Below are 15,083 nucleotides of genomic sequence, written 5' to 3' on the forward strand. Positions count from 1 at the left end.
CGTCACGGTGAACCCTGTCCCGGACACGCTGCTGACCGTGCCCGAGGTGCCTCCGGGCTCGTTGACGGAACGGGCATTGGATCCCGACTCACCCGCACCGAGGGCCCCACGGCCCTTGCCGCCCTTGAACCCCGAAGGGGCACTGGCCGTGGTGTTCGACGAACCTGAGGTGACCACCACGCCGATGATGATCCCGCCGCCCACCGCGAGCACCGCCGCCCCGGCGACGACCGCGATGTTCCGCTTGCGGGTGAAGAACCCCCGCGGACCGGACTGATCCACCGGCACGGGCGGCGTCGGCTGCGCGAGGGCGGGGTCCGGCTCGCTCGCCGGCTGATCACCACTCGCGGGCCCGCCGTGCGCAGCGCCGCTGTCCTCGAAGCCACTCATGATCAGAAAATCCCCTCTGCGACGACCCGTACAGAGAGTCTGTATGTCCAGCATGTGCCAGGCCTGGGGCGGAAATGGGAGTTCCCTGAACCAGCAGCCAGGGCAGCCTTGAGCGTTGCGAGGCTGTCGATGGCCGCGGCGAGCCGGCCGCAGCCGCTGACCAGTCCCTGCGCGAGAGCCGGGTGGTGCTGCGGCGGGTGCGTTCGAGAGGGGACGTGTGCGAAGCGTCATGTCTGCTTCGTCTCACTGGTGAACGCTTCCGAATCCGGTCGCTACCTGCTGCGGGCGGCGTCCCCGTGGGCGTCGGTGAGGCCGGGCAGCAGGCGTTCGGCCAGCGAGGCCAGGGTTTCGATCTCCTGGCCGCTCAACGAGGAGAACCATGAGGCCACCGCCGCGTGGTCCGCGGCATCGCGGGTGCGCCAGTACCGGTCGTTGGTCTCGGTGGCGATCAGCCGCCGACGTCGGCCGTCGGCGGGGTCGGGCTCGACGCGCAGGAGCTCCTTACGGACCAGGGCGGCGACCACCTGGGCCGCGTTCTGGTGGGTGGTGCCCATGGCCTCGGCGGCCTCGCGGAGCGAGGGCTGGCCCAGGGCGGTCACTGCTGTGAGCAGCGCGGCCTGTTGGGTCGTCAGCCCGTCGGCGCGAAGCCGGTCGTCCATGAGGTAGCGCAATCGCTGCCCTGCGAGCAGCAGGGCGCGGAAGGCTCGCACCGCCGGATCGAGTGATGAATCAGGGCCGATGCCGAACACGGACTTCCCTGCTGGAGTCATGAGCAATATATTACCTAATCAGGTTGTGCAATATATTGCCTAAGTTGAGGGGTGTGGCCGTGATCTGCATGTTGGTCCATTGCGCGTACCTGTCGGAGACCAGTCGCATGATCGAGTTGACCCGGGCACTACGCGCCCGTGGGGCCTCGGTCCGGGTGGCGACCCACGGTGGTGTCCACGAGGGGCTGCTGCGCGCCGCGGGCATCGACTACGACGTGATCGGGACGCCGATGAACCGGGAACGGGGCACCGAGTTCGTCCGCTCCGCCGTCGGCCTGGGCCCGGTGGACCAGAGCATGTACACCGACGACGAGATGCGTTCCTACGTCCAGGCAGAGGCGGAGTACTTCCGGACCCACGGCGTCACCGTCGCGGTCACCGGTTTCACGCTGACCGCCCTGCTGTCGACCAGGCTGACCGGCACCCGGCTGGTCACCGAGCACGCGGGCAGCTGGGTGCCGCCGGTGTTTGAGCGCGGTCTGCTGCCCGCGCCGAGCCAGGTGCAGGGCGCGCTGCGCGTTGTTCCCAGGTCAGTGCTGCGCCGGATCATCAACCGTCGGCTCCCACGACTGCGCTACTACTGCTCCGGGTTCCAGCGGATCGCAGCGGAGTTGGGCGTCGAGGGCGTGCCCAGCCTGCCCGCGCTGCTGATGGGAGACGTGACGCTGGTTCCGGAGATCCCCGAGGTTGTCGGAATCCCTGCACAGGAACTCGAGGCATGGAGCCCGCGGGGCAAGGCCGCCTACCGGCAGGGCGCCTCCCTGCGGTACACCGGCCCGCTCTATGCCCACTTGGACCTGCCGCTGCCGGCCCGGGTCGAGCAATTCCTCGACGGGCCGGGCCCGGTGGTCTACGTCGCGCTCACTTCCACCGGACCTGATCTGATCCGTCGCACGGTGGCCGGACTGCGCGGGCTCGGCGTCCGCATCCTGGTGGCGGGGATTGTCCACGACCTCGCCGACCTCGCCGACCTCGACGGACGCGACAGCGACAGCGGCGACGGCGTCGGCCAGGTCATGGTCGACTCGGTCCTGCCCAGCCATCTGGTGATGCCCCGGGTGGACCTGGCGGTCGTCACGGGCGGGCAGGGCAGCGTGCAGACGGCGATGGCCTCGGGAACGCCCGTCCTCGGCATCCCTCTGCAGCTCGAGCAGGACCTCAACGTCGCTCTGCTCGAACGCCTCGGCGCCGCTCGCCGCATCGCCCCGCGCGACTGCGCGGGCCCCAAGCTCGCGGCACTGGCCCGGCAACTCCTCGGCCACGACAGCTATCGGCAGGCCGCTGCCCGGATCAAACGCCTCTACGACGCCGTTGACGGCCCCGGCCGGGCAGCCGACGCCATCATCGAGACGGCCGCGCTCGGACCGGTCGAGCCGGCTGCGGGTAGGGCCGTGAAGCTGAGCACATGATGCGCGATGGCGAAGAGGTGGTGCAGGCGGCCGATGGGGGTGAGCTTCTCGCCTTCGAGGTCGGTGGGGAAGAAGATCATGCCGACGCGCATGGCGGGAACAAGGTAGAGGAAGACGAGACTGCTGCTGGCTTGTCCCCGGTGGTCCTCTTCCCCAAGGAGAGACTACGGCGCGGGATGAGACGCGGGCGGGTCCAGGACGAAGTCTCAGGCCGCCTCTCTGCTTCAGCACCGTGGACCGGGGCGGGCGCTACGGCTGGAGGACCGTGATCTCCAGCCCGGGATCGAATCCGGAGTCCGGGGCGACCCTGCGGGCGAACTCGCGGACACCCGCCAGTTGGCGTTCGCCGAAGGAGAAGTCCAGGGCCTCGGTGTAGTAGCGGCGCAGCGCCTGCTCGTCGAACGCCTCCCACCGGGCGGCCTGCTCGCAGACCTTGTCGACCTCGGCCATCGAGAGGTCCCGGGACTCCAGGAAGGCCTGGTGCACCTCGCGCACCAGCCGGGGGTTCCGCTCCAGGTAGTCCTTGCGGACCGCCCAGGCCGCGAACACGAACGGCAGGCCGGTCCACGCCTTCCACATCTCGCCCAGGTCGTACACCAGCAGTCCCAGCTCCTCGGCCTGGTGCAGGTAGGCGCGCAGCGCCACGTCGCCGATCACGACCGCGGCATCCGCGTCCTGCATCATCACCGGCAGGTCCGGCGGGCAGGTGAAGTACTGGGGGCGGACCCCTTCGCGCTCCTCCAGCAGGAGTCGGGCCAGGCGTACCGACGAGCGCGAGGTGGAGCCCAGGGCGACCCGGCGCCCGTCCAGCTCATGCAGCGGGACCTGGCTGACGATCAGGCAGGAGGTCACCGCGCCGTCGCTGCCCACCGCGATGTCCGGGAGCAGCACCAACTCGTCGGCGTGCTTGAGGTACTCCATGCATGCGATCGGCCCGATGTCCAGGGCCCCGTCGACCAGCAGACGGCTCAGCCGGTCCGGAGTGTCCTTGGTCAACTCCAGGTCCAGCAGGGTGCCGGTGCGGGCCAGCCCCCAGTAGATCGGCAGGCAGTTGAGGAACTGGATGTGCCCCACCCGGGGGCGCTTCTCCGGCTCCTGCGGGCCGCGGGCTGCGTGTGCATCGTTCACGTCCACAGGCTAGCCCTCCGAGCCGGCACCGAACCGCACTGCGGACGCTTGCCCCTGATCACGTCTGCTCGGGGGTCTGCGGGGAGAGCGGGCGCTCGAAGAAGGTCTCAAGGACCACGGTGGCCTGCGTCCCGCTGACCCCTTCGATGGCGTAGATCCGGCGCAGCACATCCTGCAGTTGCTCGGTGGATGCGGTCCTGACCTTCACCAGCACCGAGGCGCTGCCGGCGATGATGTGCGCCTCCAGGATCTCCGGGAGCGCGGCGAAGTCCTGGGCGGTATCACCCATCCAGCTGGACGAGTCGACCATCACATAGGCCAGGACGGCGCCGCCCAGCGCGGCCGGGTCCGTGTCGACGGTGGTGCGCCGGATGACGCCGCTCTCCCGCAGCTTGCGCACGCGTTCGTGGGCGGCGCCGGCCGAGAGGCCGGCGGCCTGGCCCAGCGCGGCATAGGACTGGGTGGCGTCCTGCTGGAGCTGCGCCAGCAGGACGCGATCGATGTGATCCACGACTCTCCGTTCGGAATTCTCTTGCAATGACCATATCTCATCCTGCAATCATCGTCTCGAACCAAAGCACATTCAGTATGTGACGTCCGCAGGAGAGGAAAGCCTCATGACCGGCGAGGGCCCCGGGCTGTACGAGATGTTCGACGAGCGGTTCCGCACCGGGAAGTGCATGAACGGCGACAAGGCGCTGGAGGTCTTGTACACCGGCTGCCGGTGGGCCGAGGGGCCGATCTACCTGCCTGCCTGGCGGCAGGTGGTCTGGAGCGACATCCCCAACGACCGGATGCTGCGCTGGGACGAGGAGACCGGTGCCGTCAGTGTCTTCCGCCGCTCCGCCGGGCACACCAACGGCAACACTCTGGACCGTCAGGGCCGGCTGATCACCTGCGAGCAGGGCAACCGTCGAGTGACCCGGACCGAACACGACGGCACGGTCACCGTCCTGGCGGACCGTTGGAAGGGCAAGCGGCTGAACAGCCCGAACGATGCGGCGGTCAAGGCCGACGGCTCGATCTGGTTCTCCGACCCGGACTTCGGCATCAACAGCGACTACGAGGGCTACCGTGCGCTGAGCGAGATCGGCTCCAACAACGTCTACCGCATCGATCCGGTCACCGGCGAAGTGCGGCTGGTCGCCGATGGTTTCGGCGCCCCGAACGGCCTGGTCTTCTCGCACGACGAGCAGCAGCTGTTCGTCTCCGACACCCGGGCGGGCGCCATCCGGGTCTTCGACGTGCACGAGGACGGGACGCTGTCCGAGGGGAAGGTCTTCGCTGAAGCGGCGGCCCGCGAGGGCGCCCGCTTCGACAATCTCCGCTTCGACGAGGGCGGTCGGCTCTGGGCTGCCGCGATGGGCGACGGTGTGCACTGCTACGACCCCGACGGCACGCTGATCGGGCGCCTCAACATCCCCGAGGCAGTCGCCAACATCTCCTGGGGCGGCGCCAAGCGCAACCGTCTCTTCATTGCCGCAGAGACCAGCCTCTACTCGGTGGTCATGGCGGTCACCGGCACGCACCCGACCGGACCGGGCCGTCGCCCCTGGCTCTGACCGGTCGGTTCCGGAAGTCGGTCACATCACGGGTCAGGTTCTGCTCGGTCGGGTGAATGTCCTGCAATCGCAGGACATTCACCGCGTGATGTGTACGAGGCTTGGTTCGATAGAGCCGCGCCGCCCGATTGCCGGCGGTTCGCCTCCGCCGCCAGTCGCGCTGATGGGAGAGGAACATGGCACTGCGGATCCAATCGATGGGCGGATGCGTCATCGTCGCCTTTCCCCCGGAGGTCGACGGCGTACGTGCCGCCGAGGTCGACGCGACCTTGGGCGAGCGGGTCTGGGACCGGTTGCCTCCGACCGGGCTCGTGCTGGATCTCTCGCCGGTACAGTTCATCGATTCCCCCGGACTGGCCGTCATCGCCCGCGCATGCGGGCGTGGCCAGGACCGCGGCGTCGATGTGCGCATCGTGGCCCCGACTCCTACCCAGCGCCGTCTACTGGACCGGATGGGCGTGGCGCACACTGCGGTGTACGACACGGTGCCCCTGGCCGTGCTCGACAGCCTCGGCGGTCGCGCACCGATGGAGGGGGGTTGCGGCGGTGCGAGGGATTCCGGCGGAGGTGGGGTCCAGACGAGTGGACCGGGGGCCGGAGAGCAGGGACGGACCGTGCCCGCCCCGCCTGGGGCGGCGACGTGATCCTGTGGGGCGGGGTCGCCGAGGGTGGGCCCGGTCCCCGCCCCCGGCGGGGAGTTCGGACCGCGTCGAGGAGGAGAACACGCCGCTAGCCTTCGGCGGTGCGGGTGGTGAGGTCCTCGTCCGTGATGGGGCGGAGCACCCGGCAGGGAGTTCCCACCGCGACGGTCATGGCCGGGATGTCGCGGCTGACCACGCTGCCGGCGCCGATGACCGACCCGTAACCGATCCGCACACCCGGCAGGACGACCACGTTGCCGCCGATCCAGACCTTGTCCTCGATCACGATCGGTTCCGAGAACCGCCCGAAGTCCACGCGCCGTGAGGGATGCACCGGGTGACCCGTCGTGGTCAGTGTCACGCTGGGCGCGATCATGACGTCGTTGCCTATGCGGATGTCCACGTCGTCGACGAAGGTGAGGTTCACGTTGCCGAAGAAGTCGTCACCGATGTGGACGTTGCTTCCGAACCCGGCGTGGAACGGCGGCAGCAGCACCGTGCGTTCTCCGACTGATCCGAGGATCGCCATGAGCAGCGATCGACGCCGGTCCGCTTCGCCCGGCGGCGTGTGGTTGTACTCGAAGATCTGCTCCGTGCGGCGCAGAGGGGCCTGGAAGGCCGCCTCCGACTCGGTGTAGACGAGCCCCTTTCCGATCCGGGCCAGGACTTCTTCCTCATGAGCTTGCGACACAGCTGAACGCCCTCCGTTCGGCAAACCGTTCGAGCACAGGCGCGATGCGCTCCCCACCGGCCGCGTGCATCAAGAGCCTACGTGCGCCGCGACGACACCACGGGTCCTTTCCGATCTCATGTGCCTGGGTAGGGTCGAGGTCCATGGAGCCATGGGGCGCAAGGTTGTACGGGGATCCGTGTGAGCACTGCGGCTTTGCGTGGTCGCTGACTCCGCCAGCGGCGATTCAGGCCGTGGAGGAGCTTCCGACGCGCTTCCGCCTACTTCTTGCAGGGCACTCGGGGCACGAGCGGCACCCGGATCTGGCCTGGACGCCCGCGGCCTACATCAGCCACGTCACCGACAACCTCCGGAACTGGGCTGAACGGCTGGCTGGGGCCCGGCTGTCCGGGGCGGTCGATGTGCCGGGCTACGATCCGGACCTGATCGCTCGGGCCCGTCACTACAACGAGATCGCCCCGGCCGCCGCCCTGTGGTCGCTGGAACACGCGGTCAGTGCATGGGTGGCCTCGATCACTGCCGCCCTCGAAGGCGGGATTGTCCTGCGGCATGCCACCCGCGGAGTGCAGCGTGCCGAGGATGTCGCGCGCAACAACGCCCATGATGGGCACCACCACGCCTGGGATATTGAGCGCATCCTGCAGTACACCGGAGCCGGGTGACAGCCGGAAACGAGGTCCGGCTCAGCTCTCCCAGGGCCTGGTGCGTCGTCTGCTGGCTGCACAATCCCCTTGTTTCCTCGGGCCCATGGGCGGGGTGCGCTTAAGCGCTGGCCCCTACCGGTTCGCCGTCGCTACGGTGCCTTCAACATGATCGACGAGGGAAGGCGACACCCCGTGGATGTCCCAGGGCCAGCCGTGCTGGCGGCATTCGGGTTGATGGGCGACGCGGTCCGTCTGAGCGGTGGTCAAGGAGGAAGCTTCCGCGTCGGGGAGGCCGTCCTCAAACCCGCCGAACCCGACCTGCGCTTGACGCAGTGGGCGGCGGAGACCTTGGCCACCATCGAAGAGGCCGGCTTTCGGGTACCCCGCCCCCTGCGCACCACCGAGGGCTCCTGGACCAACGGGGGCTGGACGGCCTCGCAGTTCGTTCCGGGCGCGGAACCCGACCACGGCTCAACTCCCCGCTGGCTCGACATCATCGAGGCCGGCCGCGCCTTCCACAAGGCGCTCGCGGGCCGTCCACGCCCGGGCTTCCTGGACAACCGCTGCACCTGGTGGGACATCGGCGACCAGGTGGCCTGGGGTGAACGCGACGCCGACTTCACCCCACCGCTCGACGGACTCCACCAGCGCTTGAGGTCCCTGGCAGGACCACCGCCGCCCGAGGAACCCCAGTTGGTCCACGGCGACTTGACGGGCAATGTGCTGTTCGCCCCGGGTCTGCCCCCGGCCGTGATCGACTTGTCGCCCTACTGGCGTCCGACCGCCTTCGCAGAGGCCGTCGTGGTGGGCGACGCGATCATCTGGCACGGAGCCGGACTGCCCCTGCTGCGCGCGGCAGCGGCCATCAGCGGGCCCTACTTTGCCCAACACGTCGCCCGTGCCGTCATCTACCGGCTGGCGACCACCAACGAGCGGCTGCGCTGCGGTCCCGCGGACGCTTCCCGCGGCCTCGCCGACGAACGTGACCGCTACGACCGGGCCACCCGCATCTTCGGAGACTTCGCCCGCCAGAGCGACTGAGCGAGCCCGGCCAAAGGGACCGAGGGTGGGCGTTCGGGATCGGCTCTGGCCAGGATGTGGTCTTCGTCATCCGGCCTCGAGTGGGGCGACCTGCCCTGCTGCACTCTGTTGGGTGGGTCGTGTCGGCGTGCGATGGTGACTTCGCCGGGTTCCCGACTGTCAGCCGGCGGCGAGTTGGGCTGCCCACTTCGCGCGCCAGGCCAGTGCGTCGCGGACACCGTCGTTGATGGTGTGCTGCGCGGTCCAGCCGAGGAGTCGGTGGGCGTTGTCGCTGGCGGTGTAGCAGCCGATGACGTCGCCGGGGCGAGGTTCGGCCTCGCGGACAGCGAGGTTCTGTCCCACGGCGTCCTCGAAGGCGGACACCAGTTCGCGGACGGTGGTGCCCTGACCGGTGCCGATGTTGATGACCCGGTAGCGGTCGTCAGCATCGGGCCTGACTACCTCGTCGAAGCGGGTGAGGGCGGCGACGTGGGCCCGGGCGAGGTCCCAGATGTGGATGTAGTCGCGGATCCCGCTGCCGTCGCGCGTGGCCCAGTCCACTCCGGTGATCGTGAACGGGGTGCCTTGGGTGTGCGCCTCGATGAGTTTACCGAGGGCGTGCGTCGGGTTCAGGTCCTGCAGTCCGGTCCGCAGCTTCGGGTCGGCTCCGATGGGGTTGAAGTACCGCAGCGCGATGACCCGCACCGGGGATGCGGTGCTCCAGTCGTGCAGGACCTGCTCCATCATCTGCTTGGTGCGCGCGTAGGGGCTCGCGGCGGCCACCGGTGACGACTCGTCGACACGGGCGTCGAGCGTCGGTGCGTAGATGGAGGCGGAGCTGCTGAAGACCACGCGCCGGCAGCCGTTGCGCTCAAGGCCGTCCAGGAGGTCGACGGTCTTGGCGACGTTCTCGCGGTAGTAGTGCAGCGGCTGCGCGACAGACTCGGGAACGACGATCTTCGCCGCGCAGTGCAGGGCGGCGTCGATGTCGGGGTGCTCGGTGAAGACCCGGTCGATCAGTGCCTGGTCGGCGATGTCCCCTTCGTAGAACACGCGGTCCACGACGAACTCGCGGCGTCCCTTGGAGAAGTCGTCGAGGATGACCGGGGTGATCCCCTGATCGGTGAGGGCAGAGGCGACTGTACTGCCGATGAAACCGGCACCGCCGGTGATCAAGATCTTGTTCATGCCCAGGATTCTCTCCCACCCCGGTGATGCACGATCCATCGCCGCCACTTCAGTGCATCGAACCGCTCATTCCCACCGCGGCTGCGGGTGGGGGCCCGTAGGGCCCGCCGCCTTGGCTGGGCGGACTCCACCAGTTTGACGCCTATGGCCAGTGATGCGGCCGGGCTGCTGGCTCCGCGAACGGCAGCGAGCCCGTTATGCCTGCCCGGTCTCGAAGCGGCTCACCTTGCCGCCGTCGACCGTGAACCTCCAGGCAGTGCGCATCTCACCCCAGGTCTCATTGCGGAAGTTCGCGATCAGCGCGCGCCCTCCGTCGCTCTCGGTCTGCACCTCCATGTGGCCGCGGGAGGAGAAGATCTCCTTGTCGATCCACTGTTCGAGGTCGCGGTCTGATCCGTCGTCGGACATGGTCGCGCCCTCGGCGAGCAGCGCGAGGAAGGCTGCGCGGTCGTTGTCGTTGATCGCGGTCACCAGGGCGCGGACCGTGGGGTCGGAGAGCCGGTTGGTAGCGATGGTCACGGCGAGGCTCCTGGGGAGTGGGGGTCGACTGCCAGTGGATGGTTACGCAAGGAAACGGAAACTAGCTGTAAGTAACCACGCGGATATGGTGCCACGGTCCGCATCCACGGGCGGCACCAACACGTCTACGAAACCCCTGGAAGGCGGGCGTACCCGGCCAGCCGCACGGCCAGCCGCAACCGTTCGGCCGTCGGCCGATGAGGGCGGAGCGGTGGGCTGACCGGGCGGCAGGGTCAGAAGCCCGGGAACACCTGCAGCAGTTCGGGGACCACCTCGTGGCCGGGGAGTTCCGCGGAGGTCTGCTCCTGGTCCAGTCGCCCGTAGACGAGCCGCAGCAGTTCCTCGGCGGGCAGGACCAGGTCCACCGGCCCGCCGTCCGGGGCGGCGGCGAGTTCGACGTCGGGCCCGGTGGTGAGGGTGAAGCGGCGCTGCGGGTCGGCCGTCTCGACTGCGAGGACCCGGGGTTCGGCAGCGGCCCGGCCGGCCCGCGCCGCGGTGCCGGGCAGGACGTCGATCAGCAGGTGGACCGCGTCAGGGGACACCACGGCCGAGGGGTCCAGGACAACGGCGATGTCCCAGGTGTGCAGCGCGTGCTCGCCCAGGCGCATGGCCAGCAGGGCGGCCAGGTCGATGTCCCGGCCGAACAGGGACACCCGGAACCTGGCCCGGTCGTCACCGGACAGGCCCTCGATCCGGGAGACGAGGGCCTCGTTGGCCTTCACGCTGTCGGCCACCTGGGCCTCCGGGGACCTGCTGTTCCAGGCGTCCCACAGCGGCTGGAACTGCTCCATGCCCGGGGTCGGGGTGCCGTTCAGGCCCGCGTCCAGGGCCAGGTCGAAGATCTCGGACTGGCTGCCCAGGTGCGAGGCGACCTGGGCGATGGACCAGTCGTCGGCGTAGGACGGGTGCTGCACCTTCGCGGCGTCGAGCGGTGCCAGCAGGGCGGCGAAGCGGTTCTGCGAGCTGCGTACTGCCGAGATCCAGGTATCCAGGTCAGGCATGGGCTTCCGATCAGTTGCCGGCTCGGTCCGAGCCGGATGAGGTGCGTACCGGCCTACCGCGTGGGTACTGGATCCACTGTAATCAAGGACGCGCTGCCGCACCGTCAGCCCTGCCCGGGTCGGTCGCTACGCGGCGGGGGCGGGGGTTGGGGACTCGGCGGGCTCCGGGGTTCTGGGTGGGGTGGGCTGTTGCCGCTTCAGGAGCGGGCGGCCGGTGAGGAACCTTTCCAGCAGTGCGCCGAAGGTCAGGGCGATGGTCGTCCACAGGAGCAGTTGGTTGAGCAGCGAGTACCAGCGGAACTTCCACAGCACGTCCGCGTCGAAGCCGGGGTAGACGATCTGCCCGGGCTGGTACGTCTTCCCGTCGACGGTCAGTGCGTGGGTGAGGATGTTGACGATCGGTTGCGGGGTCTCGGTGGCGGCGCGGCCGTATCCGAACTGGTCGGCCGCGGCCACGTTCGCGGACAGGTGGCCGAGCGAGGGCAGCAGCTCGATCAGCGTGCCGTACAGGACGAGGAACGCCACTGCCGAGAGCACCACCGAGGTGGTCATCGAGTAGCGCCGGGAGAGCACCCGCGCCAGGTGGACGGCCAGGGCGAGCAGCAGGAGCGAGCAGCACACCATGGCCAGGTAGAGGTGTCCGCGGGTGGTGATGGTGAAGGTGTGGCCGATGGCCGGCGGGTTGGCCGGGTACTTCACGTACGGCAGTAGGAAGACGCCCAGGAATCCGAAGGCGGCGATGCCCCAGACCAGGTTGCGCGGGCGTACCTGGAACCGGCCGTGCATGACCGTGTAGGCCACGGCGATGAGCAGGCCCATGCCGACCGAGAAGGCGATCAGACCGGTGGCGATGCCCACGGTGGACTGGATGGAACGGGAGAAGATCTCCGGCCCGTCCGGGGCGACGGTGCGGCCTGCGGCCTTGTTCATCGCGGACAGGACGTCGTCGCGGCCGGACTCGTAGTCGATGGCCTTGTTGATGAGGGGTTCGGCGAAGATGCGTGAGAAGGCGAATGCGAGCACGCCTGCGAGTCCTCCCGCGAGCGCGCCGCGGAGGATGGTTCTGATTTCCATGGTGGGTGTCGGTTTCCCGTCAGTGGCAGGGGAAGCCGAGGAAGTGGCGCGAGTCGTGCACCCACTCGTGGATCACCATGGTCTTGCCGAACACCGAGGCCATGCCCTCGTCGACACCGACGAAGTAGTACAGGCCCAGGGCGACCAGGACGGTCAGGCTCAGGATGACGGCGACCCGGCCGCGCGAGATCGCCTCGGGCGAGACCGTGATTCCGGGCAGCGGGGTGGAGCCGTGGACGGCAGACGACATGAAGTCCTCCTCGGGGATGGGGCGTCCCTCGTTGTTGTTGGAGCGTCATGACGGAGACGTATCTGGCTGACCAGCCCCTTGCCGGGGTGGTTCACAGTGGCGCTACCGCGTCGGATTCCCACCGACTTCCGTACACCGTCATACAGTGCGCAAGTGTAGGAGTTCTTATGCCGTCTTCACAATGAGCGGGTACCGGCGGGGCCGGTGACGCCGCTCACTCCGGCTGTCGCCGCAGACCCACGGTGAACTGCACGGTCGTCTGCCACGGGCCGCGAGGCCGCGAGCATGGAACCCCCGCTCATCGCGCCCCTGCCCCCTCCCCCCCCTGGTACGGCACGGTAGGCAGAGGGAGTCCGAGCGGGCCGATCAATCCCGCTCCGCGCTGCCCCGTCCTTCTGGCGTCGGTTCCTCGCTGCGGGTCGTGAGCCCCCGGCCCGGGCTGCACACGGCCCGCAGCGAGGCCGCGCGGTCGCGGTGGCCGCAGGTGCGGTGCCGCACGTCCGGACAGCTGTCCAGCTCCCCGAGCAGCACCACTGCTGTATCGAGGAGGGCGCGGGTCACGTCGAGGTCCTGGCGCAGTCTGCGCACGCGGTTGGCCTGGCCGCCGATCTGGCGACGGCTGGCCCGCAGTGACTCGTACTGCTCGACCGTCAGCAGCACCAGTTCCTCACCGTCTCTGAAGATCCGCTCCGGTTCCGGTTGCCTTGACATCCCCACCCTTCCTCCGGAAGTGCCCTGCGGTTCAGCTCCTGAGGCCGGTGGAGCGTGTCCCGCGTCGGTCTCGTCCAGGGTGAGGTGCCGCAATGGCGCCGACGGTGGGTGGCGTGAGGGCGGCAGCGCCGACGGCGGTCCGTCGGGAGGGTGTACGACGCACGAGGGGACGACCCTTCGAATGGGGTCGGCACCAGGACCCCACAACCACTGCGACGTGCCCCGCACCCCGCCGAGGGCTCCGTGTGGAGGCGGCGGGGGACGTGCGGACCCGCGAGGGTTCAGGCTCCACGCTGCAGACCGTGACAGTGGGAAGCGGTGCACGTCGCACGGCGGGTATCCCGGCTCGCGGCACAGGCTCGTGCCGCTCACGGTTGCAGGTCAGCGCCGGACTCCCACCGGCTTCCCCCACGCGTGGACGCATGAAATTGTCAGGCCGTCAGATCAACAGCCAGGTTTGCATCGTACGGATCCACGCGCCCGGGCACTACCCCGGTGGTCGGACGGGCGCCAGGGGCCGGCCGTATGCCCGCCGACGGCGGGCCCGCACCCGAGCGCAAGGACCCGCGCCTGGCCCGGCTGGTCTGGCCGTCCTGACGACTCCGTCGTCTGCCCGGCGTCGCGCCGCCGGTGCTGCCCCGCGCCGAGGGCACGGCGGCGTCAGGGATTGCGGAGGCTGCGTCCGAGCGCCGCGGTGAGCCGGCCGTCAGCGGTGTCCCCGTCCATCGACCAGACCATCGCGCCGCGCAGGCCCTGCTGCCAGACGTACCGGCCCTTCAGGGCCACGGAGGCGGGGCTGTCGTAGCTGTAGAAGGTCTGTGACGCCGCGTCGTACTTGTACGGCTCGCCGGCCGCCGGGTCGAAGTAGGTCGTGCCCGGTTCGCCGGTCTCCTGGTTGTAGTTCATGGTCGTGCCGCCGCCGGTCGCCGTCTGGAACAGGCCGTCCCCGTTCGGGCCGGGTGCGACGCCGGTCCAGTAGTGCGCGTAGTACGGGACGGAGATGGCGATCTTGCCGGGTGCGACGCCCTGCGACTCGTAGAAGGTCACCGTGTTGGCGATGTCGAACTGGTAGACCGGCGGGTACGGGTCGCGCGGGTCCGGGTACAGGCCCGAGGAGAAGTCGGTGGGGCCGTTCGGTTCCAGGCTTCCGTAGACGTCGAAGGTCATCACGTTGAGCCAGTCGACGTACTGGGTCAGTTGTGCCAGCTGGAGCTGGCCGGCGAGCTGCGGAAACGGCGCTGTGTCGGCGGTCAGCAGGTAGTGCCGGTCCGTGCCGGCGGACGCGGCGTCGAGCTGGGTGCGGAACTCCTGCAGCAGCGCGGTGTAGTCGGGGATGTCCTGCGCGCTGTAGGGGTTGCCGGCGCCGGGCTGGTCCGGATACTCCCAGTCGACCGACAGGCCGTCGAAGATCCCGGCGGCAGCGTGCGGACGCAGGCCGGGGATGTCGCCCCTGATGTACTGGTCGATGCACGAGGCGACGAATGCGCGGCGTCCGGCGGCGGTCTGCGCCAGGGCAGAGAACCGGCCGGACCCGGTCCAGCCACCGATCGCCATCACGATCTTCAGCTTCGGGTACTTGGCCTTGAGCTCGCGCAGCTGGTTGAAGTTCCCGGCCAGGGCCTGTCCGGGGCGGTCGGCACGACCGTCCACGGACTGTGCGGCGGTGAAAGGCAGTTGGTAGTCGGCCGACGGGTCGGTGCTGGTGCAGGTGCCGTCCGGGGCGACGCCGCCGAAGGCGTAGTCGAGCTCGGTGAGGTTCCCGATCTCCCCGCTGGTGATCAGGTTCTTCTCGTAGAACCCGGAGGTGATGCCCCACTGGGTGAAGTAGCCCACGAACTGCTTGCCGCCGTCGCTGCCCTGCTGTGCGACTGGTCGGGGAGTCCCGGCCTCCGCGGCTGCGGGTACCGTAGCGAGCAGCGCCGCCGAGGCGGCAGCCGCGACGAGCAGTCGGCGGTGCCTGCGGCGCGGTGCGGGAGAGGCGGCGTCGTGGGCTGCGACGGCTGAGCCGGATGTGCGCATGGGTGACCCTCCACGGGCTGTCGGTCGGCGAGTTGACGAGTTGACGAGCTTTCGGTGCCCGGTCGG

The 15,083-nt window shown here is 69.3% G+C and carries 16 protein-coding genes, 1 pseudogene and 1 riboswitch; of the genes and pseudogenes, 5 read left to right on the forward strand and 12 right to left on the reverse strand.

The annotated features are described in order from the left end of the window. Nucleotides 1-390, reverse strand: a pseudogene (locus tag IF29_RS42595) (hypothetical protein); the annotation flags it as partial. 272 nt (nucleotides 391-662) lie between these two features. Further along, nucleotides 663-1,160 carry a MarR family winged helix-turn-helix transcriptional regulator gene (locus tag IF29_RS0133005; protein WP_084715347.1) on the reverse strand — a complete coding sequence of 166 codons (498 nt, stop codon included), beginning with the start codon at nucleotides 1,158-1,160 and terminating at the stop codon, nucleotides 663-665. A 107-nt stretch (nucleotides 1,161-1,267) separates the two neighbouring features. Here IF29_RS0133005 and IF29_RS0133010 point away from each other — a divergent pair, with 107 nt between their 5' ends. Continuing rightward, a complete protein-coding gene (locus IF29_RS0133010) occupies nucleotides 1,268-2,569 on the forward strand; it encodes a glycosyltransferase (RefSeq protein WP_030262819.1) in 1,302 nt (433 codons plus the stop codon). Nucleotides 2,570-2,818: 249 nt separating this feature from the next. Here IF29_RS0133010 and IF29_RS0133015 read toward each other — a convergent pair whose 3' ends face one another. Both IF29_RS0133015 and IF29_RS0133020 read right to left on the reverse strand, forming a co-directional pair. Continuing rightward, on the reverse strand, nucleotides 2,819-3,697 hold the full coding sequence (locus IF29_RS0133015; RefSeq protein ID WP_051726358.1) for a menaquinone biosynthetic enzyme MqnA/MqnD family protein: 879 nt from the start codon (nucleotides 3,695-3,697) through the stop codon (nucleotides 2,819-2,821). Nucleotides 3,698-3,755: 58 nt separating this feature from the next. After that, nucleotides 3,756-4,208 (reverse strand): Lrp/AsnC family transcriptional regulator, encoded by a 453-nt coding sequence (locus IF29_RS0133020; protein WP_030262824.1) that lies wholly within the window; start codon nucleotides 4,206-4,208, stop codon nucleotides 3,756-3,758. 106 nt (nucleotides 4,209-4,314) lie between these two features. Here IF29_RS0133020 and IF29_RS0133025 point away from each other — a divergent pair, with 106 nt between their 5' ends. Then, on the forward strand, nucleotides 4,315-5,259 hold the full coding sequence (locus IF29_RS0133025; protein WP_030262827.1) for an SMP-30/gluconolactonase/LRE family protein: 945 nt from the start codon (nucleotides 4,315-4,317) through the stop codon (nucleotides 5,257-5,259). Between the two features lie 176 nt (nucleotides 5,260-5,435). Continuing rightward, complete coding sequence (locus IF29_RS44040; RefSeq protein WP_051726339.1) at nucleotides 5,436-5,903, forward strand: STAS domain-containing protein; 468 nt, start codon at nucleotides 5,436-5,438, stop codon at nucleotides 5,901-5,903. Nucleotides 5,904-5,988: 85 nt separating this feature from the next. Here the strand turns inward: IF29_RS44040 and IF29_RS0133035 are convergent, their stop codons facing one another. Further along, complete coding sequence (locus tag IF29_RS0133035) at nucleotides 5,989-6,591, reverse strand: sugar O-acetyltransferase (protein ID WP_030262834.1); 603 nt, start codon at nucleotides 6,589-6,591, stop codon at nucleotides 5,989-5,991. Nucleotides 6,592-6,824: 233 nt separating this feature from the next. On the opposite strand from IF29_RS0133035, the gene IF29_RS0133040 reads away from it, so the two are divergent. Both IF29_RS0133040 and IF29_RS0133045 read left to right on the forward strand, forming a co-directional pair. Further along, nucleotides 6,825-7,253: a hypothetical protein gene (locus IF29_RS0133040; RefSeq protein ID WP_157624044.1), complete on the forward strand. Its 429-nt coding sequence runs from the start codon at nucleotides 6,825-6,827 to the stop codon at nucleotides 7,251-7,253. A gap of 330 nt (nucleotides 7,254-7,583) precedes the next feature. Beyond that, entirely contained in the window at nucleotides 7,584-8,276 is a 693-nt protein-coding gene (locus IF29_RS0133045) for an aminoglycoside phosphotransferase (protein ID WP_332262570.1), read from the forward strand. Between the two features lie 159 nt (nucleotides 8,277-8,435). On the opposite strand, the gene galE is transcribed toward IF29_RS0133045, so the two are convergent. From galE to IF29_RS0133080, 7 genes are all read right to left on the reverse strand, one after another. Continuing rightward, nucleotides 8,436-9,443 (reverse strand): UDP-glucose 4-epimerase GalE, encoded by a 1,008-nt coding sequence (galE, locus tag IF29_RS0133050; RefSeq protein WP_030262846.1) that lies wholly within the window; start codon nucleotides 9,441-9,443, stop codon nucleotides 8,436-8,438. A 195-nt stretch (nucleotides 9,444-9,638) separates the two neighbouring features. Continuing rightward, entirely contained in the window at nucleotides 9,639-9,962 is a 324-nt protein-coding gene (locus IF29_RS0133055) for a nuclear transport factor 2-like protein (protein WP_030262849.1), read from the reverse strand. A gap of 233 nt (nucleotides 9,963-10,195) precedes the next feature. Then, nucleotides 10,196-10,963: a maleylpyruvate isomerase family mycothiol-dependent enzyme gene (locus IF29_RS0133060; RefSeq protein WP_030262851.1), complete on the reverse strand. Its 768-nt coding sequence runs from the start codon at nucleotides 10,961-10,963 to the stop codon at nucleotides 10,196-10,198. Nucleotides 10,964-11,089: 126 nt separating this feature from the next. Beyond that, nucleotides 11,090-12,037 carry a CbtA family protein gene (locus IF29_RS0133065; RefSeq protein WP_030262854.1) on the reverse strand — a complete coding sequence of 316 codons (948 nt, stop codon included), beginning with the start codon at nucleotides 12,035-12,037 and terminating at the stop codon, nucleotides 11,090-11,092. Between the two features lie 19 nt (nucleotides 12,038-12,056). After that, the gene (locus IF29_RS0133070) at nucleotides 12,057-12,287 is read right to left on the reverse strand and encodes a CbtB domain-containing protein (protein WP_051726341.1); all 231 of its coding nucleotides are present in this window, start codon (nucleotides 12,285-12,287) and stop codon (nucleotides 12,057-12,059) included. A 366-nt stretch (nucleotides 12,288-12,653) separates the two neighbouring features. Continuing rightward, complete coding sequence (locus IF29_RS42600) at nucleotides 12,654-12,998, reverse strand: hypothetical protein (protein WP_037597516.1); 345 nt, start codon at nucleotides 12,996-12,998, stop codon at nucleotides 12,654-12,656. Nucleotides 12,999-13,312: 314 nt separating this feature from the next. Next, a riboswitch (cobalamin riboswitch) is annotated at nucleotides 13,313-13,454 on the reverse strand. 204 nt (nucleotides 13,455-13,658) lie between these two features. Beyond that, nucleotides 13,659-15,017: a glycoside hydrolase family 18 protein gene (locus tag IF29_RS0133080; protein WP_051726342.1), complete on the reverse strand. Its 1,359-nt coding sequence runs from the start codon at nucleotides 15,015-15,017 to the stop codon at nucleotides 13,659-13,661. Between the last annotated feature and the right edge of the window lie 66 nt (nucleotides 15,018-15,083).

The sequence above is a fragment of the Streptacidiphilus jeojiense genome (assembly GCF_000719095.1).
GTDB lineage: Bacteria > Actinomycetota > Actinomycetes > Streptomycetales > Streptomycetaceae > Streptacidiphilus > Streptacidiphilus jeojiensis.

Excerpts from the sequence above, each read along its gene's own strand:
- IF29_RS0133005 (WP_084715347.1), bottom strand. The coding sequence starts at position 1,160 with ATGACTCCAGCAGGGAAGTCCGTGTTCGGCATCGGCCCTGATTCATCA.
- IF29_RS0133010 (WP_030262819.1), top strand. The coding sequence starts at position 1,268 with ATGATCGAGTTGACCCGGGCACTACGCGCCCGTGGGGCCTCGGTCCGG.
- IF29_RS0133025 (WP_030262827.1), top strand. The coding sequence starts at position 4,315 with ATGACCGGCGAGGGCCCCGGGCTGTACGAGATGTTCGACGAGCGGTTC.
- IF29_RS44040 (WP_051726339.1), top strand. The coding sequence starts at position 5,436 with ATGGCACTGCGGATCCAATCGATGGGCGGATGCGTCATCGTCGCCTTT.
- galE (WP_030262846.1), bottom strand. The coding sequence starts at position 9,443 with ATGAACAAGATCTTGATCACCGGCGGTGCCGGTTTCATCGGCAGTACA.
- IF29_RS0133060 (WP_030262851.1), bottom strand. The coding sequence starts at position 10,963 with ATGCCTGACCTGGATACCTGGATCTCGGCAGTACGCAGCTCGCAGAAC.
- IF29_RS0133065 (WP_030262854.1), bottom strand. The coding sequence starts at position 12,037 with ATGGAAATCAGAACCATCCTCCGCGGCGCGCTCGCGGGAGGACTCGCA.
- IF29_RS0133070 (WP_051726341.1), bottom strand. The coding sequence starts at position 12,287 with ATGTCGTCTGCCGTCCACGGCTCCACCCCGCTGCCCGGAATCACGGTC.
- IF29_RS42600 (WP_037597516.1), bottom strand. The coding sequence starts at position 12,998 with ATGTCAAGGCAACCGGAACCGGAGCGGATCTTCAGAGACGGTGAGGAA.
- IF29_RS0133080 (WP_051726342.1), bottom strand. The coding sequence starts at position 15,017 with ATGCGCACATCCGGCTCAGCCGTCGCAGCCCACGACGCCGCCTCTCCC.